We start from the raw sequence: 19,589 nt of genomic DNA, 5'->3' as shown, positions 1-19,589 counted from the left end.
TCTCGGTCGGCTTATTGCAGAGCCGGCTTCTGCACCCCGTTAATCGGGATGCGCTTGGCTTTCGCCTCTTCCGGAATTACACGCAACAGGTCGATGCTCAACAGACCGTTGCTCAGGCCGGCGGCCTTGATCTCGATGTGATCGGCCAGGCGGAAAGACAACTTGAATGCACGCTGGGCGATGCCCTGGTGCAGGAAGGTGACGCCTTCGTTGGCATCACGCTTGCCGCCACTGATGGTCAGCACGCCTTTCTCGACTTGCAGGTCCAGGTCTTCTTCCTGGAAACCGGCTGCCGCCACGACGATGCGGTATTGATCGTCACCGTGTTTTTCAACGTTGTAAGGCGGATAGGTGCTGCCTGGCTCGTTGCGCAGGGCAGTTTCGAACAGGTCGTTGAAACGGTCGAAACCCACCGAGGAACGGAACAGTGGAGCGAGGGAAAATGCGGTACTCATGGTTCAAATCTCCTGAAAACAATCAGCAAGGTTTTTTGTCTCCGCGACCCGAATTCGGCATCGCGTAACCCTTAGATAGGGACCTGCGTTTTGTTTTCAAGAGATCGTTTGAAGATTTTTTCAGGCGGCTTCGGCGACCGGCAAACCCAGCAAACGCGAGACCTGATCCGGCTCGGTCTCCCGACGCAGGACGGTAAACAGCTCGACAGCTTCGGGATAATTGCGGGTCAACATGGCCAGCCATTGCTTCAAACGGCCCGGCGATTGGCGTGGCGTCATCTGCGCTTTGGCTTGCAGCCAGAAGTCCTGGATCAGTGGCATCAGTTCGGTCCAGGTCATCTCGACGATTTCCTCGCCGGCACGGGCGGCGGCGATCTGTTTGGCCAGATCCGGGCGCGACACCAGACCACGACCGAGCATGATGTCTTCGACGCCGCTGATTTCCCGGCAGCGGCGCCAGTCTTCGACGCTCCAGATGTCACCGTTGGCGAACACGGGCACCTTGACCACGTCCTGCACGCGCGGAATCCACTCCCAATGCGCCGGCGGCTTGTAGCCGTCGACCTTGGTCCGAGCGTGAACCACGATGTGCTCGGCACCGCCCTCGGCCAGCGCGGTGGCGCAGACCAGCGAGCCGTCCGGGCTGTCGAAACCCAGGCGCATCTTGGCGGTGACCGGAATGTGTGCGGGTACGGCGCGACGCACGTGTTCGACGATCTGGTTGAGCAGCTCCGGCTCCTTGAGCAGCACCGCACCGCCACGGGACTTGTTGACGGTCTTGGCCGGGCAGCCGAAGTTCAGGTCGATCACTTCAGAACCGAGCTCGCAGGCCAGTGCCGCGTTTTCCGCCAGGCACACCGGGTCGGAGCCCAGCAACTGCACGCGCAGTGGCACGCCGGAAGCGGTGCGCGCACCGTTGAGCAGTTCAGGGCCGAACTTGTGGAAATAGGCCGGGGTCAGCAACTGGTCGTTGACCCGGATGAACTCGGTCACGCACCAGTCAATACCGCCGACACGGGTCAGGACATCGCGCAGGATGTCGTCGACCAACCCTTCCATCGGCGCCAGAGCAATTTGCATGGGAAACACACACTCAAGGAAAAACGTGCGGCAGTTTACTGGGTTTCGCGGGTTAAACCCATGTCCGCTGTCTGGATGGCCGGGCCGTAGCCGTCGATGAACTCGGCGGGCATGCGCTTGGGCCTGCCGGTGGACAGTTCGATGCAGACGAAGGTGGTCTGGGCGCGCAGCAGCGTGGCGTTGTCGCTGGGGCGAATCAGCTGGAAGTGACGAGTCATTTTCAGGCGCTGATCCCAATCGACGATCCAGGTCGCCAGTTGCAGCTCGTCGCCTTCGTAGGCGGCGGCCAGGTAATCGATTTCGTGACGCACAACGGCCATCGCCCGATCCAGACGCCGGTACTCGACCAGATCCAGCCCCAGACGCTGCGAGTGGCGCCAGGCGCAGCGCTCGAGCCAGGTCACGTAGACCGCGTTGTTGGCGTGGCCCAGCCCGTCGATGTCCTCGGCGCCCACTTGCAGATCAATGGTAAACGGCGTTGCCCGATCCCAGCCCATGCCCTACTCCCGGTCAGATGATTCAACCGGGGCAGTGTAACGGATGACTACGCCGATTGCCGCGCCTGTAGGCTGCGCCCGGCCAGCAGTGATAACACGCCATCAATCACCCGAGGGTCGGCCAGTACGCGCTGGTGACCGCCGGCTTCGAGGCGCAGCAGTCGGCTGTCGAACCAGGATTCGTGAATCAATTGGGATTCCTTGACCGAGACGAAGGTGTCGTCCTCGGCATGCACGATCAGGCCCGGCATATCCAGTTGATAGTGGGCAACATCGAGGGTGGCGGCGCGCATCCCGACGTCCTGTTCAACCTGACGAATGAACGCGGAACGAGCTCTGGGTGGCATGCCGACGTAACGGGCAAATCCGCGCAACACACCAAGAATTCGCGCCGGAGCGGCAATGCTGACCAGGGTTTCAGTGCGCAAGCCCAATTGCACGGCGAGCATGGCACTGGCGCCGCCCATGGAGTGACCGATGACGGCTTGCAGCGGTGGCAACTCGGCAGCGGCCTCAAGCATCGCACGAGCAAACAACACCACATTGGCTTCGCGTCCCGGCGAGCGGCCGTGGGCCGGGCCATCCAGAGCGACAACGGTGTAGCCTGCTTCGACCAGCGCAGTGATCAACGCAGCAAACTGGGTGGGCCGCCCTTCCCAACCGTGCATCAGCAAGACAGTCGGGCCTTGCCCCCAACGCAGGGCCGAGAGACCGAAACGCAAGGTAATGCGCTCGGATTTGGCCAGCAGCGGCAATTCCCAGTCCCGCGGTGTATTCGCGCGCGGCGTCATGAACGCCAGCCGCATTTTGCTCGCTACCAGTTTCGGTGCGAACCAGCCCAAGGTGCCATTAACGCCGCGAACCCACTTCAACGTGCTCATCGCTCTCTCCTCGGGCTTGTAGCCTTCAGGTCAACGCACCGCCGACTTGGCAGCGCGCAGCAATCGATCGGATAAATCACCAGGTCCCAACGCCCTTGAGAGCGCCAGACCACCTACCATCAGGGCCACGTCGGCCAACGCTTTATCGATGTCTTCAGGGCTTGAAGCCAGCTGCGCAATCATCAGTTCCAGGTGCTCGTTCAGCGCTATGCGGAATTCTTCCGGCAACCGCCCAAGCTCGCCGATGGAGGCTGGAATCGGGCAGGCCGAATCGCTGGAATCGCGATGCTTGCGCGACAGATAGAACGCAGCCACAAGGGCGCGGCGCTCTTCACCGGTCAGCTCGCTGTCCATGTCGGCAATCAGGTCGCGACGGCGACCGAGCAATTGCTTGAACGCCTCAAGCATCATTGCGTCCTTGCTTTCGAAGTGTGCGTAGAAGCCACCGACGGTCAGGCCGGCCGCACCCATCACTTCGCCCACGCTCGGTTCAGCCGGGCCGCGCTGGATCAGTGCAGCACTGGCGGCCTTGAGAATGCGTTCGCGGGTTTGAGCTTTCTTGTCGTTCATCGTCGCCTCCGAATATTACGATAGCAATATTATTCTCATAATAATATTCCGCAAGTCACAAGCGTGACCGCTGGTCTGAAGCACAGTGTTAAGGAAAAAGAGGATTTGGCCAAACGCCAGACAAACAAAAGGGCCATTCAATAATTGAATGACCCTTATAAAATCCCGCAGAGCGGGTAATCGTGGCGTCCCCTAGGGGACTCGAACCCCTGTTACCGCCGTGAAAGGGCGGTGTCCTAGGCCACTAGACGAAGGGGACACAAACCTTCTATACAACTGATCAGCGCTGAGTACTGATCGATTCAAGGCCGGTGTGGCCAGACCTTGAATTGTAAATTGGTGGAGCTAAGCGGGATCGAACCGCTGACCTCCTGCATGCCATGCAGGCGCTCTCCCAGCTGAGCTATAGCCCCGGATTTTTCGCCTCTCGGCGGAGCGACATCTTGCAACATCGCTTCTGTAAAACTGGCGTCCCCTAGGGGACTCGAACCCCTGTTACCGCCGTGAAAGGGCGGTGTCCTAGGCCACTAGACGAAGGGGACGCAAACCCTTCTATACAACTGATCAACGCTGAGTGTTGATCGCTTCTAAGCCGGTGTGGCCAGGCTTCGAAGTGTAAATTGGTGGAGCTAGACGGGATCGAACCGTCGACCTCTTGCATGCCATGCAAGCGCTCTCCCAGCTGAGCTATAGCCCCTCATCGTTGATGTCATCGCTGAGGACGGGGCGAATCTTAAGGGCGTATCGAAAGGCTGTCAAACTTATTTTTGAAAAAATTCAAAATTTTTTGTCGGCATTACAATCACTTACCGCCCTCCCCCCGTAAATTCGGGGGAAAACACCGAAGGACAGGATCAAAAGATCCTGACCTTCGGCGCGTCCTGCAGAGTCAAACGCAATCAGGCGATGGCGCCCAACAGCTTTTCCCACTCTTTGTTTTCTTTCTTCGACACGCCGCCCAGCAGGTCAATCGCCTGGCGCAGACGGAAACGGGTCAGGTCCGGCCCGAGGATTTCCATCGCATCGAGCACCGACACCGAACTCGCCTGCCCGGTGATCGCGGCAAACATCAGCGGCATCGCATCACGCAGCTTCAGCTCGAGGGATTCGACCACCGCCTGAATCGTCGCGGTGATGCTGTCCTTCTCCCACTGACGCAGACTTTCCAGCTTCCACAGGATCAATTGCATCAGTTGACGAACCTGATCGCCCGAGAGCTTTTTCGATTCGAACAGCTTCGCATCCGGGTTCACGCCACCGGCAAAGAAGAACCCGGCCAGCGGTGCAACCTGGCTGAAGGTCTCAACGCGGCCCTGAACGTGCGGCGCGATCTTCATCATGTACTCGGAATTGAACGCCCACTTTTGTACGCGAGCGGCAAACTCTTCCACCGGCAGATCACGCAGCCACTGGCCGTTGAGCCAAGACAGTTTCTCGATATCGAAAATCGGCCCGCCCAGCGAGACACGCTTGAGGTCGAAGTTGTCGACCATTTCCTGCAGCGAGAACTTCTCGCGCTCATCCGGCATCGACCAGCCCATGCGGCCCAGGTAGTTGAGCATCGCCTCAGGCATGAAACCCATGCGCTCGTAGAACGTCACCGAAGTCGGGTTCTTGCGCTTGGACAGCTTGCTCTTGTCCGGGTTACGCAGCAGCGGCATGTAGCACAGCTCCGGTTGTTCCCAGCCGAAGTACTCATAAAGCAGGATCAGTTTCGGCGCCGACGGCAACCATTCTTCGCCGCGCAGCACGTGGGTGATGCCCATCAGGTGATCGTCGACCACGTTGGCCAGGAAGTACGTCGGCAGGCCGTCGGTCTTCATCAGCACTTGCATGTCCATGCGATCCCACGGGATCTCGACATCGCCACGCAGCATGTCCGGCACCACGCAGACGCCTTCGCTCGGCACTTTCATGCGGATCACGTGCGGCTCGCCGGCAGCCAGGCGACGGGCGACTTCTTCCTTGGACAGCAGCAGTGCACGGCCGTCGTAGCGCGGGGTTTCGCCGCGGGCCATTTGCTCGGCGCGCATCTGGTCCAGCTCTTCGGCGGTGCAGAAGCACGGGAAGGCGTGGCCCATGTCGACCAGTTGCTGGCAGTACTTCTGGTAGATGTCGCCGCGCTCGCTCTGACGGTACGGGCCGTGCGGGCCGCCGACGTCCGGACCTTCGCTCCAGTCGATGCCCAGCCAGCGCAGGGCGTCGAAGATCTGCTGTTCGGACTCGCGGGTCGAACGCAACTGATCGGTGTCTTCGATCCGCAGGATGAACTCACCGCCGTGCTGCTTGGCAAAGCAGTAGTTGAACAGTGCGATGTAAGCGGTACCTACGTGGGGATCCCCGGTAGGCGATGGCGCGATGCGAGTGCGGACGGTGGTCATGGCATGTCTCGAAAAGAATGAAAAGCAAAGAACGATCAAGCGGCGAATGGTAACAGGCGACACCCGCCCCGCTCCAGCGGGCAGGGCATTTAAGCCAAGGTTGCGTCTGGAACGCCCGTTGGCCGTGGTGAATGGCCGAATATCAACAGACAGCATTTACCGTTCATCGGCTGTATGCCAGATTCGCCTGCTGATAACTTTCCTTACAATTCCTCGACTACAGTTTGCCCATGCCTGCCCAACTCAAGCGTCGCCTGTTCATTTTCCTGTTGCTGGTCCTGTTGATTGCCGGGGGCTTTTTTGCTCATTGGTTTTTCAAGGGACGCTTTTATGAAAGCACCGACAACGCCTATGTCCAGGGTGAAATCACCCGCGTGTCGAGCCAGTTGAGCGCACGCATCGACGAAGTCCTGGTGCAGGACAACCAGCACGTGGAAAAAGGCCAGTTGCTGATCCGTCTCGAAGGCGATGACTTCCGCCTCGCCGTCGATCGCGCCAACGCCGCCCTCGCCACCCGCGAGGCCGAGCGCCTGCAAGCCCAGAGCAAACTGACCCAGCAAGCCAGCCTGATCGCCGCCAGCGACGCGCAGGTCGCCACTACCCAGGCGACGCTCGGTCGCTCGCAGGTGGATTTGTCGCGGGCAGAAACCCTGCGTAAACCCGGCTACGTCTCCGAGGAACGGGTCACCACCCTCTCCGCCGACGCCCACATCGCCCGCTCGCAAGTGGCCAAGGCCCAGGCCGATGCCCAGAGCCAGCGCCAGCAGGTCAACGCGCTGACCGCCGAAATCAAACGCCTCGACGCGCAGATCGCCAACGCCCGCGCCGACCTCGCCCAGGCCGAACTGAACCTGACCCGCAGCGAACTCCACGCACCGATCAGCGGCCTGATCGGCCAGCGTGCCGCACGCAATGGTCAAGTGGTGCAGGCCGGCGCCTATCTTTTATCGATCGTTCCGGACGAAGACATCTGGGTGCAGGCCAACTTCAAGGAAACCCAGATCGGCCACATGCAGCCGGGCCAGAAGGCCGAGCTGCTTTTCGATGCCTATGGCGATACACCGATCGAAGCCCGGGTCGACAGCCTGTTCGCCGCCTCCGGCGCGCAGTTCAGCCTGTTGCCGCCGGACAACGCCACCGGCAACTTCACCAAGGTCGTGCAGCGGATTCCGGTCAAGCTGACCTTCAAGGCCGATAACCCGCTGCGCGGCAAGATCCGTCCGGGCATGTCCGTCACCGCCACCGTGAACATCAAAGACGCCCCTGACAATGGCCGGTGATTCACTGATCCGCCCGGTCGGTGAACCGACCCGGCGGGACTGGATCGCGGTGATGAGCGTGATGCTCGGCGCCTTCATGGCGGTGCTCGACATCCAGATCACCAACTCCTCGCTCAAGGATATTCAGGGCGCGCTGTCGGCGACCCTGGAAGAAGGCTCGTGGATTTCTACCTCTTATCTGGTGGCGGAAATCATCATGATCCCGCTGACCGCCTGGCTGGTGCAGCTGCTGTCGGCACGGCGGCTGGCGGTGTGGGTGTCGCTGGGGTTTCTGATTTCGTCGCTGCTGTGCTCGATGGCCTGGAGCCTGGAGAGCATGATCGTGTTTCGCGCCATGCAGGGCTTCACTGGCGGTGCGCTGATCCCGCTGGCGTTCACCCTGACCCTGATCAAACTCCCTGAACACCACCGCGCCAAAGGCATGGCGATGTTTGCCATGACCGCCACTTTCGCCCCGTCCATCGGCCCGACCCTCGGCGGCTGGCTCACGGAAAACTGGGGCTGGGAGTACATCTTCTATATCAACATCCCGCCGGGGCTGATCATGATCGCCGGGCTGATGTACGGGCTGGAGAAGAAAGAAGCGCACTGGGAACTGCTAAAAAGTACTGACTACACCGGCATTCTCACGCTGGGCATCGGCCTCGGTTGCTTGCAGGTTTTTCTTGAGGAAGGCCATCGCAAGGACTGGCTGGAATCGAGCCTGATCGTGACGCTGGGCAGCATCGCCCTGCTGAGCCTGATCACCTTCGTGATCGTGCAAATTTCCAAGCCCAATCCGCTGATCAACCTTGGCATTCTGCGCAATCGCAACTTCGGGCTGTCGAGCATTTCCAGCCTTGGCATGGGCGTCGGGCTGTACGGTTCGATTTATCTGCTGCCGCTGTATCTGGCGCAGATCCAGAATTACAACGCCCTGCAGATCGGCGAAGTGATCATGTGGATGGGTGTGCCGCAGCTGTTTCTGATTCCGCTGGTGCCGAAGCTGATGAAATTCGTCTCGCCGAAATGGCTGTGTACGATCGGTTTCGGCCTGTTCGGGCTGGCGAGTTTTTCATCCGGCGTGCTCAACCCGGATTTCGCCGGGCCGCAGTTCAATCAGATCCAGATTATCCGCGCGTTGGGTCAGCCGCTGATCATGGTGACCATCTCGCTGATCGCCACGGCGTACATCCTGCCGCAGGACGCGGGCTCGGCATCGAGCCTGTTCAACATCCTGCGCAACCTCGGTGGCGCCATCGGCATCGCCCTGCTCGCCACCCTGCTGGACGCGCGCACCAAGACCTACTTCGATTACTTGCGTGAAGCGGTGGTACCGACCAACCCGCAGGTGGCCGAACGCCTGGCGTCGATGACCGATCGGTTCGGCAGTGACACGGCGGCGCTGGGCAAGTTGAGCGAGATCGTGCATCAGCAGGCGCTGATCATGGCCTACAACGATGCGTTTCACTTTGTCGGGATTGCGCTGGGGATCAGCATGCTGGCGATTTTGCTGACCAAGAAACTGCCGGCCGGACTGAAGGCCGGCGAGGCTCACTGAGACCGAGCGGCCCCAATCGCGAGCAGGCTCACTCCCACAGGGGATTTGTGAACGACACAGATCCAATGTGGGAGCGAGCCCGCTCGCGATGAGGCACTGTCAGGCAATGAAGATCAGACGGCCAACAAACGCTCACGCAGCTTGGCGATTTCGTCGCGCATCTGCGCTGCCGCTTCGAATTCCAGGTCGCGGGCCAGCTGGTACATCTTCTCTTCCAGTTGGCGAATGCGCTTGGTGATCTCGCTCGGCGAGCGCAGTTCGGCTTCGTACTTGGCGTTCTCTTCGGCGGCCTTGGCCATGCCTTTGCGCTTCTTGCTGCGCGAGCCGGGCACGGTGGCGCCTTCCATGATGTCGGCGACGTCCTTGAACACGCCCTTCGGCGTGATGCCGTTGGCCAGGTTGAAGGCGATCTGCTTGTCGCGACGGCGCTCGGTTTCGCCAATCGCCCGCTCCATCGAACCAGTGATGCGATCGGCATAGAGAATCGCCCGGCCATTGAGGTTACGCGCCGCGCGGCCGATGGTCTGGATCAGCGAACGCTCGGAACGCAGGAAACCCTCCTTGTCCGCGTCGAGAATCGCCACCAGCGAGACTTCCGGCATGTCCAGACCTTCACGCAGCAGGTTGATCCCCACCAGCACATCGAACGTGCCCAAACGCAGGTCGCGGATGATTTCGACCCGCTCGACGGTGTCGATGTCCGAGTGCAGATAACGCACGCGCACGCCGTGATCGGCCAGGTAATCGGTCAGGTCTTCGGCCATGCGCTTGGTCAGCGTGGTGACCAGCACCCGCTCCTCCACCGCCACACGCTTGGTGATTTCCGAGAGCAGATCGTCAACCTGGGTCAGCGCCGGCCGCACTTCAACCTGCGGGTCGACCAGACCGGTCGGGCGCACCACTTGCTCGATTACCCGCCCCGCGTGCTCGGCTTCATAGTTGCCGGGTGTAGCGGAGACGAAAATCGTCTGTGGGCTCACCCCTTCCCACTCGTCGAAGCGCATCGGCCGGTTGTCCAGCGCCGACGGCAGGCGGAAGCCGTATTCCACCAGGGTTTCCTTGCGCGAACGGTCGCCCTTATACATCGCGCCGACTTGCGGCACGCTGACGTGGGATTCGTCGATTACCAGCAGCGCATCCGCCGGCAGGTAATCGTAGAGCGTTGGCGGCGCCGCCCCAGCCGGGCGACCCGACAGATAGCGCGAGTAGTTTTCAATGCCGTTGCAGTAGCCGAGTTCGAGGATCATCTCCAGGTCGAACCGGGTGCGCTGCTCCAGACGCTGGGCTTCCACCAGTTTGTTGTTGTTGCGCAGGTATTCCAGGCGCTCCTGCAACTCGACCTTGATCCCCTCGATAGCGTCGAGCAGGGTTTCCCGGGGCGTCACGTAGTGGCTCTTCGGATAGAAGGTGAAGCGTGGAAGTTTGCGGATGACTTCACCGGTCAGCGGGTCGAACGCGGAAATGCTCTCCACTTCATCATCGAACAACTCGATGCGGATCGCTTCGAGGTCGGATTCCGCCGGGTAGATGTCGATCACATCGCCGCGCACCCGGAAGGTGGCCCGGGCGAAATCCATGTCGTTGCGGGTGTATTGCAGGTCGGCCAGACGCCGCACCAGCGCACGCTGGTCGAGCTTGTCGCCGCGATCGACGTGCAAGACCATTTTCAGATAGGTTTCCGGGCTGCCCAGACCGTAGATGCACGACACCGTGGTGACGATGATCGCGTCCTTGCGCTCGAGCAATGCCTTGGTCGCCGACAGCCGCATCTGTTCGATATGGTCGTTGATCGACGCATCCTTCTCGATGAAGGTGTCGGACGACGGCACGTAGGCTTCGGGCTGGTAGTAGTCGTAGTAGGAAACGAAGTACTCGACGGCGTTGTTCGGGAAGAACGACTTGAACTCGCCGTACAACTGCGCAGCCAGGGTCTTGTTCGGTGCCAGCACCAGCGTCGGACGCTGCACCTGGGCGATTACGTTGGCGATGCTGAAGGTCTTGCCCGACCCGGTCACCCCGAGCAGCGTCTGGTGCGCCAGCCCGGCTTCGATGCCTTCGACCATCTGGCGAATGGCTTCGGGTTGATCGCCGGCGGGGTCGAAACGGGTGACGAGCTGGAATTCAGACATAAACACCTCTGGAATCGCGCCGCTGCGGGCAAACCGCAGCACCACGAGAAAGACCGCAAACGACCGATGTCGCGCAAGGAAAAACGAAGATTGTGCTGAATGTGGAGCCGATTGCCTCGCCTTTCAAGGCAAACGTCCTACATCCGGTAAAGTCTCCGACAGATCCATTCGACTAACGGTCGAGAAATAATCGGAAAAACTTACCTTAAAAGCCGATTCGCCTGTCGCCATTGATCGATGATGGCCTCTATACTAGCTCCCCGTTTGTGCACCGCTCTAGTGCATTCGGCTGGAGCGCCACACGTCCCTCCACTCTCCATTAGAGCTGCCGCAAAAATGAGCCTGTTCTCCGCTGTCGAAATGGCACCCCGCGATCCAATCCTGGGCCTCAACGAAGCATTCAACGCCGATACCCGGACCAATAAGGTCAACCTCGGGGTGGGTGTGTACTGCAACGAAGAGGGGCGAATTCCACTCCTGCGCGCCGTCATCGAAGCCGAAACCATTCGCGCCGCTCAGCACGCCTCGCGCGGTTACCTGCCAATCGATGGCATCGCGGCCTACGACCAGGCCGTGCAAAAGCTGCTGTTCGGCAATGATTCGCCACTGCTGGCAGCTGGCCGCGTTGTCACCACTCAGGCCGTCGGCGGGACCGGCGCACTGAAAATCGGTGCCGACTTCCTCAAGCAACTGCTGCCCAATGCCGTCGTGGCGATCAGCGATCCGAGCTGGGAAAACCACCGCGCGCTGTTCGAAACCGCCGGTTTCCCGGTGCAGAACTACCGCTACTACGACGCCGCCACCCACGACGTGAACCGTGCCGGCCTGCTGGAAGACCTGAACGCCCTGCCGAACGGCTCGATCATCGTGCTGCACGCCTGCTGCCACAACCCGACCGGCGTCGACCTGAGCCCGGCGGACTGGAACAACGTGCTGGAAGCGGTCAAGGCCAAAGGTCACGTGCCGTTCCTCGACATGGCTTACCAGGGTTTCGGTGACGGCATCGCCGAAGACGCCGCTGCCGTGCGTCTGTTCGCTGAATCCGGCCTGACCTTCTTCGTGTCGAGCTCGTTCTCCAAGTCGTTCTCGCTGTACGGCGAGCGCGTCGGCGCCCTGTCGATCGTCAGCGAATCGAAAGAAGAAAGCGCCCGCGTCCTGTCGCAAGTCAAACGCGTGATCCGCACCAACTACTCCAACCCGCCGACCCACGGTGCAAGCGTCGTCGCCGCCGTGCTGAACAGCCCGGAGCTGCGCGCCCAGTGGGAAGACGAACTGGCTGAAATGCGCCTGCGCATTCGTGGCATGCGCGAGCAGATGGTTGCTCTGCTGGCGAAGAAAGCCCCGCAGCGTGACTTCAGCTTCGTCGGCCGTCAGCGCGGCATGTTCTCCTACTCCGGCCTGACCACCGAACAGGTTCACCGCCTGCGCAACGAGTTCGGCATCTACGCCCTGGACACCGGCCGCATCTGCGTCGCCGCGCTGAACCAGAGCAACATCGAAGCCGTGACGGACGCCATCGTTCAGGTCATCTGATCCGGCGCTGCACTGAAAACGGGAAGCCTTCGGGCTTCCCGTTTTTATTTGTCTGAAGAAAAGCCGCTACAACCTCTAGACTGCACCCAAACGATATTTCAGAGAGACGACATGAAAAACGATGACCTGCGCGCCGACCGCGACGATCTGGATGGCTTCATCCCCCGCGCTCCGGCCAAACGCGGCAACAACCTGGTGCTGCAAGTCGCGGCCGGGGTGTTTCTCGGCGGGCTGGCGCTGTGGCTGGTGCAACTGGGCGCAACGATGCTGTACGCCAAACTGATGCTCGGCACCTTCACGTTCGGCGGTTAAGCCAGTTCCGCTGCACGCTGAGTCGCCGCATCGTCATAAACGACGTAGAGCGATTCGGCGACCTGGCTCTTGATGGCCTTGGTGCTTTCCAGACCGAGGACAAAACCTTCGGCCTTGCCGCCTGCACGGTTCAGCTCTTCAGCCGTGGCAGCCTGAGTGATCGCGTCGAAAAGCTTTTCGGCGTGTGGCCCTACGCCTTTGGGCAGGCTGATTTGTGCGGTGCTCATGCGAACACCTCGACAGGACTACGGTTGAGGATGGAGCTATTCATGGCGCGTACCTTTTCGGCGAATGGCCGGCAGCGCGTGTGACCACTTCCGGGCGGCCATGGTAGACCTCTGCTACGGTTCTGGTAACCGCCAATCGCTGATAGATCGCCGTCCGTCCTGATATTTCCAGAAAATTTACAACTGGCGCTTGACTAGTCTTTTTAAATCAGTAACATACGCACCAATTCCGCAATAGCTCAGTTGGTAGAGCAAGTGACTGTTAATCACTGGGTCCCTGGTTCGAGTCCAGGTTGTGGAGCCAAATACAGAGCCCCTGAATCGAAAGATTCAGGGGCTTTTTTGTGGGCGCTGAAAAAAGCGGCGCCATAGAAAAAGGGCCGATCAGTTTCGCAACTGATCGGCCCTTCTTCATTCAGCTACAGCGGTCAGACGTGCTCGCTGCTTTTGGCATGTGCCTTCGGTGCGCCATGACCGTGATCCGCATCCGGATCGATCACCGGCACTTCGTTGCCATCGCAGTCGTGCAGCTTGCCGTCGCTGAAGTAGTCGCCTTCACGCAACGCGGCCAGATCGCGATAACGCAGGGTCCGCTCTTCTGCCGCCGCGAACACCGACTGCTGATCCGAGTTACCCGCCGTGAAGTGGTTGAACGCCAGGTTCAGCAGGATCGCCATGATCGCCGACGAGCTGATGCCCGAATGGAAAATGGTCGCGAACCAGCTCGGGAAGTGATCGTAGAAGTTCGGCGCGGCAATCGGGATCATGCCGAAGCCGATCGAGGTGGCGACGATGATCAGGTTGACGTTGTTGCGGTAGTCGACCTTGGACAGCGTACGGATCCCGCTCGCCGCCACGGTGCCGAACAGCACGATGCCAGCGCCACCGAGTACCGAGGTCGGCACGGCTGCGATGACCCGGCCCATGAATGGCAGCAAGCCGAGGATCACCAGGAAGATACCGCCGGTCGCCACCACATAGCGGCTCTTGATCCCGGTCACCGCCACCAGCCCGACGTTCTGGGCGAAGGCGCTTTGGGTGAACGAGCCGAAGATCGGCGCAAACATGCTCGACAGCATGTCCGCCCGCAGGCCGTTGCCCAAGCGTTTGGAGTCGACCTTGGTGCCGATGATTTCACCGACCGCCAGGATATCCGCCGAGGTTTCCACCAGGGTCACCATGACCACGATGCACATCGACAGGATCGCGGCGAAGTGGAAGGTCGGCATGCCGAAATGGAACGGCGTCGGGAAGCCGAACATCGGGCCCTGGGTGACGTTGGAGAAGTCCGCCATGCCGAGGAATACCGCCAGCACCGTGCCGATCACCATGGCCAACAGGATCGACAGACGCGAGATGGTGGAACTGCCGACCTTGCTCAGCAGCAACACCAGCACCAGCGTGACCGCCGCCAGCCCGATGTTCCGCATGCTGCCGAAGTCAGGAGCGTGGCTGTTGCCGCCCATGGCCCAGCGTGCGGCCACCGGCATCAGCGTCAGACCGATGGTGGTGATCACGATGCCGGTGACCAGTGGCGGGAAGAACTTGGTGATTCGCGAGAACACCGGCGTGATCAGCAAGCCGATCAGCGACGCGGCAATCACCGCGCCGAGCACCGACTGGAAGCCGCCCTCCCCGCCACTGCTGACAATCGCCACCATCGTGGCAACGCCGGAGAACGACACGCCCTGCACCAGCGGCAACTGACAGCCGAAGAACGGTAAACCCAGGGTTTGCAGCAACGTGGCCAGCCCCCCCGCAAACAATGAAGCAGCAATCAACAGACCGATGTCCGCCGGCGAAAGCCCGGCGGCCTGACCGATGATCAGTGGCACCGCGACGATACCGCCATACATGGTCAGAACGTGTTGCAGGCCGTAAGCCATATTCGCGCCGACCCCGAGATTCTCGTCCTCGGGCCGTTGGTGTGAAACATGGGGCGTTTTCATGGTGGGGGAGTTCCCTGGTTTTTGTTATGCGCACACTGTATGCAAGAGTCAGGACAAATGTCCATAGACTTGTATACAACTTATCAGTCACATAATGGTTAGCTAGCCACCCAACCTTCTATCCCGCTGCTTTCATCCCCCACAAATCCGGCAACACATCCTCAATCGAGTGCACGTTTTATCCGCCTAGGCTGAAATGTTCATGGCGACCGACGGCGCGGTCGCACCCTTTTTTATACATATAAAGTATGCATAATGAAGTCATTCAAGATTCAGTTCGATAAAAGCAAGAATGCTGCCAACAAACTCAAGCACAGAGGGATCAGCCTCGCCGAGGCGGAACCGGTCTTCTACGACGAACGAGCACTGACCATTGAAGACAACGACCATGACGAGCAACGCTGGACCACACTCGGCAGCGACGGCAAAGGGCGTTTATTGGTTGTTGCATACAGTTACCGCGAACCGAATTTCGTTCGAATCATTTCCGCACGTGTCGCTACACCGAGCGAACGTCGCGAATATTTTTTGGAGGCTTGACCTATGAAAGACGAGTACGACTTCTCTCAGGGCAAACGCGGCGCATTGGCGTCCAACAAGGGTAAAACGCGCATCACCATCATGCTTGATGATGCGGTCATCGAAGCGGCACGTACGGTCGCCGAAGAGGAAGGGTTTGGCTATCAGACAGTAATCAACAACACCCTGCGCCACGCATTGCTTAACAGCCGTGGTGCAACCGAGGAACTCGAGCATTCCAGCGGGCAATTCAAGCAAGGCATCACCGCCACCGACCTCAAGAGCCTTGAGAAAAAACTGTCGGCGGCCGTGAACGAGATCCGGCGGGTGCTGGAACCGGAGGCAAAACCGTAGGTTTCAGGTTGGCTGAATCAAGCGCGCCAACGCCAGACGTGCACCGGGCTGGTGCGGCAAACGCAGGCCAAACTCCCGTTCCAGCAATTCGATCAGTTCATCGACATCCGTCACTTCACGCCGCTCGCTCTCGGCGCCCATGCGATGGATCGCGAAACTGCCGTTGTTCAGTGTGCGCCGCCAGCCGTCGCCGGTACGCGCAACCATCAGGCGCTGGGCAAATGGCGAGTCTGGATGAGTCGAGACGTACCAGTTGCCGAGGGTGTAATCGATGTCTTCCTGGCGTTGCAGGTCGAACAGGTACATCGGCCGCCATTCGCCGGCGACTTTGGCCCGCAGCATGTAGCCATCGGCCTGCGCTTCGATGCGATACAGTTCGTGCGGCGTGGATTGCTCGGCGTCGATATCCAGCACCAGCGGCGCGGTCGGCACCATGCCGCCGAAGCCGACGTCGGTGATGTAGCGCACGTCGTCAATCGTCACCAGGCTCAAGCGGTGGGTGCGCGCCGTCCAGCTGCCCTCGGGCTGATTCATGACCACTCGCCCGCTGATGCCACGAGCATCGAACCCCAGTTCCAGCAGCAACGCCAGAAACAGATTGTTCAGCTCGTAGCAGTAACCGCCCCGGGCGTCATTCAAGACCTTGCGTTCGATGGAGGGCAGATCGATCAGGACGGGTTCGCCACTGAGCGTCGACAGGTTTTCGAATGGAAAGGCGCCGGTATGGCGCAGCTGCAACAGGCGCAGGGTTTCAAGAGTCGGTGCCGGGGGCGCATCGAATCCCAGGCGTTGCAGGTACTGTTGCAGATTCGTCAGGCGTGGCTCGCTCATGGCTGGGTCCTTTTGCATGGGGGCGCGGATCGTTCCGCCGATGGTCGCCATGTATACGGGATCCGGGCATCGAATCGACAATTGAATTAACCAATCACCTGCTAGCGTCTTTTACGCGAATCGATGCGAATCCACGTCGGCGCGTGGTCGCTGGCATGCGGTTCGTTGCGCACCCAGGCATCCACACCGGCCTCGTGCAGATAAGGGCTCAGCGTCGGATTGAGCAGCAGATGGTCGATCCGCAGCCCGGAGTTCTTCTGCCAGTGCTGGCGAAAATAATCCCAGAACGTATAGAGGCGATCTTCGGGATACAAATGCCGCAACGAATCGGTCCAGCCCTGATCCAGCAGGCGCTGATAGCACTCGCGGCTTTGCGGTTGCAACAGCGCATCCTTGAGCCACGAACGGGTGTTGTAGATATCCAGATCGGTGGGCACCACGTTGTAATCGCCGGCCAGCACCACCGGGTGGTCGCTGCTTTGCAGATCCTGGGCGTATTTGATCAGACGCTCGAACCAGGCCAGTTTGTAGTCGAATTTCGGCCCCGGCTGCGGATTGCCATTGGGCAGGTACAGGCACCCCACCAACACCCCGTGCACCGCCGCTTCGAGGTAGCGGCTGTGTTTGTCGTCAGGATCGCCGGGCAGACCGCGCCGGCTCTCCAGCGGTTGCGCATCGCGGGCAAGAATCGCCACGCCGTTCCATGACGCCTGACCGTGCCAGATGGCGCCATAACCGGCGGCCTCCAGATCGGCGGCAGGAAATGCGCTGTCCACCAGTTTCAGCTCCTGCAAGCAGACGATGTCCGGCTGCTCGCGCCTGAGCCATTCCAGCAGGTTCGGCAGTCGGGCCCGCAGGCCGTTGACGTTGAACGTGGCAATGCGCATTTTTTTCATCGTCCGGTTTCCTGCCATTGACCGATAAAAACTGTGACATCCGCCGACCGCGACGGTTGCGTCGGATCCTTCCCGTACGGCGTAATAGGCCCTCGCCTGAACCGCCGAGAATCCCCACATGCAAACCACGCTGCAAGGCCAGGGAATCATCCTGCGCCCGCTTCAATACACCGACGCCGACGCCCTGCTCCATGCTGCCGCCGACGGTGAACTGTGGAATCTCACGGTCACCGTGGTGCCGTCGACTACCACCGTCGACGCTTATCTGAAAAAGGCCCTCGACGGCCGTAAGGCAGGCACGGTCATGCCGTTTGTCATCGTGCTGAAGGAAACCGGCGAAGTGATCGGCTCGACCCGGTTCTGGAAGATCGACCCGCTCAATCGCAAGCTGGAGATCGGCAGCAGCTGGATTTCGGCACGCTTTCAGAAAACCTTCGTCAACACCGAGGCCAAATACCTGATGCTGCGCCACGCCTTCGAGGTGCTCGATTGCGTGCGGGTGCAGTTCACCACCGACGAAAACAACCAGAAGTCGCGCAACGCGATCCTGCGGCTCGGCGCGCAGCAGGAAGGCATCGTCCGCCACGAACGCATCATGCCGGACGGCCGCAAGCGCAACTCGGTGCGCTTCAGCATCATCGATGATGAATGGCCGCAAGTACGCCTGAACCTGGAACGCAAACTGGCGGATTACGGCCTGCGCTGAACGGTCAGACGCGGTTGCGCAGCCATTGCAGGAAGCCTTTCTTCGGCGCCGCTACCGGCGTTTCCTCCGTCAGGGATTGCGCCTTGTGCAGGCGGAAATCGAGCAACGCCTGCATCGCATCGTTGATGTCGTGACGGGCATCCAGGCACGGTTTGAGGTAAGACTTCTCGATGCGGTACAGCGCGCAAAAGGTCTTGGCTGAGAAGTCGGCCGGCAGTGAGGTATCGGACAGAATCCCCGCCTCGCCAATCACTTCGCCAGGCCCCATCCGCCCGGACTCGAATGGCGTGCCGTGGCGCTTGAGCGTCACCGAGACCACGCCGGACTCGATGATGAACAGATGATCGCTGACCTCGCCGCCCGCAAGAATCATCTCGCCGGCACGGAAGGTCTGCAGGGTCATGTTCTGGCTGAAGGTTTCCTTCTCCTCCTGACGCAGCGTGGAGAAAATCGGCGAGCTGTCGAGCAACGCCCGCGGTCGCGAGAGATTGCTCAGCATGCCCGGCTCATCGCTCGACAGCAGATTGACCCCGGACGCCTGCAGATGCCGGTACGCCAGGTCGAACAGCTGATTGCGCACCACGCGCTTTTCGCTCATCGAGGCGACGAACCCGCTGATTTCATATTCGGCGCCGGCACTGCTGGAGCTCTTCAGCGCGACACTCGGCGCGGGGCTATCCAGCAATTGGCGACAGCCCTGCATCGCCCGCTCCAGGGCATCGATCACCGAACTGGGCCGCGCATGGGGGCTGACCTGCACGCTGACGGCAACCCCGAACATATTGCTCGGCCGGCTGAAGTTGATGATCTTGGCCTTGGCCGCCAGCGAGTTGGGAATCACTGCCATGCTGCCCTGACTGGTTTGCAGGCGTGTGGCGCGCCAGTCGATGTCGGTGACCCGGCCTTCGGTACCGTCGATGGAGATCCAGTCATCCAGTTGATAAGGCTTGGTGGTGTTGAGCACGATCCCGGAAAACACGTCACTCAAGGTGCTCTGCAACGCCAGACCGACGATGATCGCCAACGCCCCGGACGTTGCCAGCACGCCCTTGACCGGCAGATCCAGCACGTAGGCCAGCGCCGCGATAATGGCGATCAGGAAGATCACCGCGCCCAGCAGATCCTGCAACAACCGCCCGGTGTGCCCGACCCGCTGCATCATCACCGCGCCGATCAACACCGTCAGGGTGCGCGCGCCGAACAGCCACCAACCGATCTGCAAACCGGTCGCCGCCAGATGCAACGGCACATTGTCGGCCCACGGCGCAGGCTCCATCGGGTTGAGCCCTTCGTTGAACAGCAGGATGCTGAACAGGGCAAAAATCAGCACCCGCACCAACAGTTTCCACGCGCTGCCGTGGGAGCTGATCAGACGCCACAGACCGAGATCGATCAGGATCAGGATCAAGGCGCAAAACAACGGATGATCGGTGAGCAGAGACAGCATCA

19 protein-coding genes and 5 tRNA genes are annotated in these 19,589 nt (G+C 60.4%); 8 read left to right on the top strand and 16 right to left on the bottom strand.

What is annotated here, in order from left to right:
* Positions 1-11: 11 nt before the first annotated feature.
* The 10 genes from ABTV87_RS09910 to gltX all read right to left on the bottom strand — a co-directional run bounded on the left by ABTV87_RS09910 (position 12) and on the right by gltX (position 5,864).
* Positions 12-455 (bottom strand): Hsp20 family protein, encoded by a 444-nt coding sequence (locus ABTV87_RS09910; RefSeq protein ID WP_007956437.1) that lies wholly within the window; start codon positions 453-455, stop codon positions 12-14.
* A 120-nt stretch (positions 456-575) separates the two neighbouring features.
* Positions 576-1,535, bottom strand: coding sequence for a tRNA dihydrouridine synthase (locus tag ABTV87_RS09905; protein ID WP_007956436.1), 960 nt, complete (start codon positions 1,533-1,535; stop codon positions 576-578).
* A 35-nt stretch (positions 1,536-1,570) separates the two neighbouring features.
* Positions 1,571-2,032: an acyl-CoA thioesterase gene (locus ABTV87_RS09900; RefSeq protein WP_007956435.1), complete on the bottom strand. Its 462-nt coding sequence runs from the start codon at positions 2,030-2,032 to the stop codon at positions 1,571-1,573.
* A 47-nt stretch (positions 2,033-2,079) separates the two neighbouring features.
* Positions 2,080-2,913: an alpha/beta fold hydrolase gene (locus ABTV87_RS09895; protein ID WP_262157889.1), complete on the bottom strand. Its 834-nt coding sequence runs from the start codon at positions 2,911-2,913 to the stop codon at positions 2,080-2,082.
* Between the two features lie 30 nt (positions 2,914-2,943).
* Positions 2,944-3,483, bottom strand: coding sequence for a TetR/AcrR family transcriptional regulator (locus tag ABTV87_RS09890; RefSeq protein WP_007956432.1), 540 nt, complete (start codon positions 3,481-3,483; stop codon positions 2,944-2,946).
* Between the two features lie 183 nt (positions 3,484-3,666).
* Positions 3,667-3,742: transfer RNA gene (locus tag ABTV87_RS09885), tRNA-Glu, on the bottom strand.
* A 78-nt stretch (positions 3,743-3,820) separates the two neighbouring features.
* A tRNA-Ala gene (locus ABTV87_RS09880) sits at positions 3,821-3,896 on the bottom strand.
* Between the two features lie 53 nt (positions 3,897-3,949).
* Positions 3,950-4,025 (bottom strand) — tRNA-Glu (locus ABTV87_RS09875).
* 79 nt (positions 4,026-4,104) lie between these two features.
* Positions 4,105-4,180 (bottom strand) — tRNA-Ala (locus tag ABTV87_RS09870).
* Between the two features lie 202 nt (positions 4,181-4,382).
* Positions 4,383-5,864 carry a glutamate--tRNA ligase gene (gene gltX, locus ABTV87_RS09865; RefSeq protein ID WP_007956429.1) on the bottom strand — a complete coding sequence of 494 codons (1,482 nt, stop codon included), beginning with the start codon at positions 5,862-5,864 and terminating at the stop codon, positions 4,383-4,385.
* A gap of 230 nt (positions 5,865-6,094) precedes the next feature.
* Between gltX and ABTV87_RS09860 the strand changes: the two genes are divergently transcribed.
* Positions 6,095-7,144, top strand: a complete 1,050-nt coding sequence (locus ABTV87_RS09860) for an HlyD family secretion protein (protein ID WP_433899364.1) — start codon at positions 6,095-6,097, stop codon at positions 7,142-7,144.
* A 49-nt stretch (positions 7,145-7,193) separates the two neighbouring features.
* Positions 7,194-8,684, top strand: coding sequence for an MDR family MFS transporter (locus ABTV87_RS09855; protein ID WP_170844900.1), 1,491 nt, complete (start codon positions 7,194-7,196; stop codon positions 8,682-8,684).
* A gap of 113 nt (positions 8,685-8,797) precedes the next feature.
* On the opposite strand, the gene uvrB is transcribed toward ABTV87_RS09855, so the two are convergent.
* Positions 8,798-10,813, bottom strand: coding sequence for an excinuclease ABC subunit UvrB (gene uvrB / locus ABTV87_RS09850; RefSeq protein WP_007956424.1), 2,016 nt, complete (start codon positions 10,811-10,813; stop codon positions 8,798-8,800).
* A gap of 336 nt (positions 10,814-11,149) precedes the next feature.
* Between uvrB and ABTV87_RS09845 the strand changes: the two genes are divergently transcribed.
* Together ABTV87_RS09845 and ABTV87_RS09840 are read left to right on the top strand one after the other, a co-directional pair.
* The gene (locus tag ABTV87_RS09845; RefSeq protein WP_262157894.1) at positions 11,150-12,346 is read left to right on the top strand and encodes an amino acid aminotransferase; all 1,197 of its coding nucleotides are present in this window, start codon (positions 11,150-11,152) and stop codon (positions 12,344-12,346) included.
* A 111-nt stretch (positions 12,347-12,457) separates the two neighbouring features.
* Complete coding sequence (locus ABTV87_RS09840) at positions 12,458-12,658, top strand: hypothetical protein (protein WP_262157895.1); 201 nt, start codon at positions 12,458-12,460, stop codon at positions 12,656-12,658.
* On the opposite strand, the gene ABTV87_RS09835 is transcribed toward ABTV87_RS09840, so the two are convergent.
* Positions 12,655-12,885, bottom strand: coding sequence for a hypothetical protein (locus tag ABTV87_RS09835; protein ID WP_007956420.1), 231 nt, complete (start codon positions 12,883-12,885; stop codon positions 12,655-12,657). The two genes, ABTV87_RS09840 and ABTV87_RS09835, sit on opposite strands and share 4 nt — an antisense overlap.
* 228 nt (positions 12,886-13,113) lie before the next feature.
* Here ABTV87_RS09835 and ABTV87_RS09830 point away from each other — a divergent pair.
* Positions 13,114-13,189, top strand: a tRNA-Asn gene (locus ABTV87_RS09830).
* Between the two features lie 124 nt (positions 13,190-13,313).
* On the opposite strand, the gene ABTV87_RS09825 is transcribed toward ABTV87_RS09830, so the two are convergent.
* Entirely contained in the window at positions 13,314-14,834 is a 1,521-nt protein-coding gene (locus ABTV87_RS09825; RefSeq protein WP_433899363.1) for a nucleobase:cation symporter-2 family protein, read from the bottom strand.
* 255 nt (positions 14,835-15,089) lie between these two features.
* On the opposite strand from ABTV87_RS09825, the gene ABTV87_RS09820 reads away from it, so the two are divergent.
* Together ABTV87_RS09820 and ABTV87_RS09815 are read left to right on the top strand one after the other, a co-directional pair.
* The gene (locus ABTV87_RS09820; RefSeq protein ID WP_433899362.1) at positions 15,090-15,374 is read left to right on the top strand and encodes a BrnT family toxin; all 285 of its coding nucleotides are present in this window, start codon (positions 15,090-15,092) and stop codon (positions 15,372-15,374) included.
* Between the two features lie 3 nt (positions 15,375-15,377).
* Positions 15,378-15,707 carry a BrnA antitoxin family protein gene (locus ABTV87_RS09815; protein WP_085607883.1) on the top strand — a complete coding sequence of 110 codons (330 nt, stop codon included), beginning with the start codon at positions 15,378-15,380 and terminating at the stop codon, positions 15,705-15,707.
* Between the two features lie 3 nt (positions 15,708-15,710).
* Here ABTV87_RS09815 and ABTV87_RS09810 read toward each other — a convergent pair whose 3' ends face one another.
* Positions 15,711-16,538 (bottom strand): arylamine N-acetyltransferase family protein, encoded by an 828-nt coding sequence (locus ABTV87_RS09810; protein ID WP_433899361.1) that lies wholly within the window; start codon positions 16,536-16,538, stop codon positions 15,711-15,713.
* 101 nt (positions 16,539-16,639) lie between these two features.
* Entirely contained in the window at positions 16,640-17,434 is a 795-nt protein-coding gene (locus ABTV87_RS09805; protein WP_221534634.1) for an exodeoxyribonuclease III, read from the bottom strand.
* Between the two features lie 118 nt (positions 17,435-17,552).
* On the opposite strand from ABTV87_RS09805, the gene ABTV87_RS09800 reads away from it, so the two are divergent.
* Positions 17,553-18,140: a GNAT family N-acetyltransferase gene (locus ABTV87_RS09800; protein ID WP_433899360.1), complete on the top strand. Its 588-nt coding sequence runs from the start codon at positions 17,553-17,555 to the stop codon at positions 18,138-18,140.
* Between the two features lie 4 nt (positions 18,141-18,144).
* Here the strand turns inward: ABTV87_RS09800 and ABTV87_RS09795 are convergent, their stop codons facing one another.
* Positions 18,145-19,587 carry a mechanosensitive ion channel domain-containing protein gene (locus tag ABTV87_RS09795; protein ID WP_433899359.1) on the bottom strand — a complete coding sequence of 481 codons (1,443 nt, stop codon included), beginning with the start codon at positions 19,585-19,587 and terminating at the stop codon, positions 18,145-18,147.
* Between the last annotated feature and the right edge of the window lie 2 nt (positions 19,588-19,589).

The sequence above is a fragment of the Pseudomonas sp. PSE1(2024) genome, assembly GCF_050990555.1.
GTDB lineage: Bacteria > Pseudomonadota > Gammaproteobacteria > Pseudomonadales > Pseudomonadaceae > Aquipseudomonas > Aquipseudomonas aphyarum.
This window is presented reverse-complemented; position numbering and strand designations above follow the sequence as displayed.

Bases quoted from the DNA above. Each gene is read 5' to 3' on its own strand.
- ABTV87_RS09820 (WP_433899362.1), top strand. From the start codon at position 15,090: ATGAAGTCATTCAAGATTCAGTTCGATAAAAGCAAGAATGCTGCCAAC.
- ABTV87_RS09805 (WP_221534634.1), bottom strand. From the start codon at position 17,434: ATGAAAAAAATGCGCATTGCCACGTTCAACGTCAACGGCCTGCGGGCC.
- ABTV87_RS09810 (WP_433899361.1), bottom strand. From the start codon at position 16,538: ATGAGCGAGCCACGCCTGACGAATCTGCAACAGTACCTGCAACGCCTG.
- gltX (WP_007956429.1), bottom strand. From the start codon at position 5,864: ATGACCACCGTCCGCACTCGCATCGCGCCATCGCCTACCGGGGATCCC.
- ABTV87_RS09860 (WP_433899364.1), top strand. From the start codon at position 6,095: ATGCCTGCCCAACTCAAGCGTCGCCTGTTCATTTTCCTGTTGCTGGTC.
- ABTV87_RS09890 (WP_007956432.1), bottom strand. From the start codon at position 3,483: ATGAACGACAAGAAAGCTCAAACCCGCGAACGCATTCTCAAGGCCGCC.
- ABTV87_RS09900 (WP_007956435.1), bottom strand. From the start codon at position 2,032: ATGGGCTGGGATCGGGCAACGCCGTTTACCATTGATCTGCAAGTGGGC.
- ABTV87_RS09795 (WP_433899359.1), bottom strand. From the start codon at position 19,587: ATGCTGTCTCTGCTCACCGATCATCCGTTGTTTTGCGCCTTGATCCTG.
- ABTV87_RS09910 (WP_007956437.1), bottom strand. From the start codon at position 455: ATGAGTACCGCATTTTCCCTCGCTCCACTGTTCCGTTCCTCGGTGGGT.
- ABTV87_RS09800 (WP_433899360.1), top strand. From the start codon at position 17,553: ATGCAAACCACGCTGCAAGGCCAGGGAATCATCCTGCGCCCGCTTCAA.
- ABTV87_RS09840 (WP_262157895.1), top strand. From the start codon at position 12,458: ATGAAAAACGATGACCTGCGCGCCGACCGCGACGATCTGGATGGCTTC.
- ABTV87_RS09815 (WP_085607883.1), top strand. From the start codon at position 15,378: ATGAAAGACGAGTACGACTTCTCTCAGGGCAAACGCGGCGCATTGGCG.
- ABTV87_RS09895 (WP_262157889.1), bottom strand. From the start codon at position 2,913: ATGAGCACGTTGAAGTGGGTTCGCGGCGTTAATGGCACCTTGGGCTGG.
- ABTV87_RS09835 (WP_007956420.1), bottom strand. From the start codon at position 12,885: ATGAGCACCGCACAAATCAGCCTGCCCAAAGGCGTAGGGCCACACGCC.
- ABTV87_RS09905 (WP_007956436.1), bottom strand. From the start codon at position 1,535: ATGCAAATTGCTCTGGCGCCGATGGAAGGGTTGGTCGACGACATCCTG.
- uvrB (WP_007956424.1), bottom strand. From the start codon at position 10,813: ATGTCTGAATTCCAGCTCGTCACCCGTTTCGACCCCGCCGGCGATCAA.
- ABTV87_RS09845 (WP_262157894.1), top strand. From the start codon at position 11,150: ATGAGCCTGTTCTCCGCTGTCGAAATGGCACCCCGCGATCCAATCCTG.
- ABTV87_RS09825 (WP_433899363.1), bottom strand. From the start codon at position 14,834: ATGAAAACGCCCCATGTTTCACACCAACGGCCCGAGGACGAGAATCTC.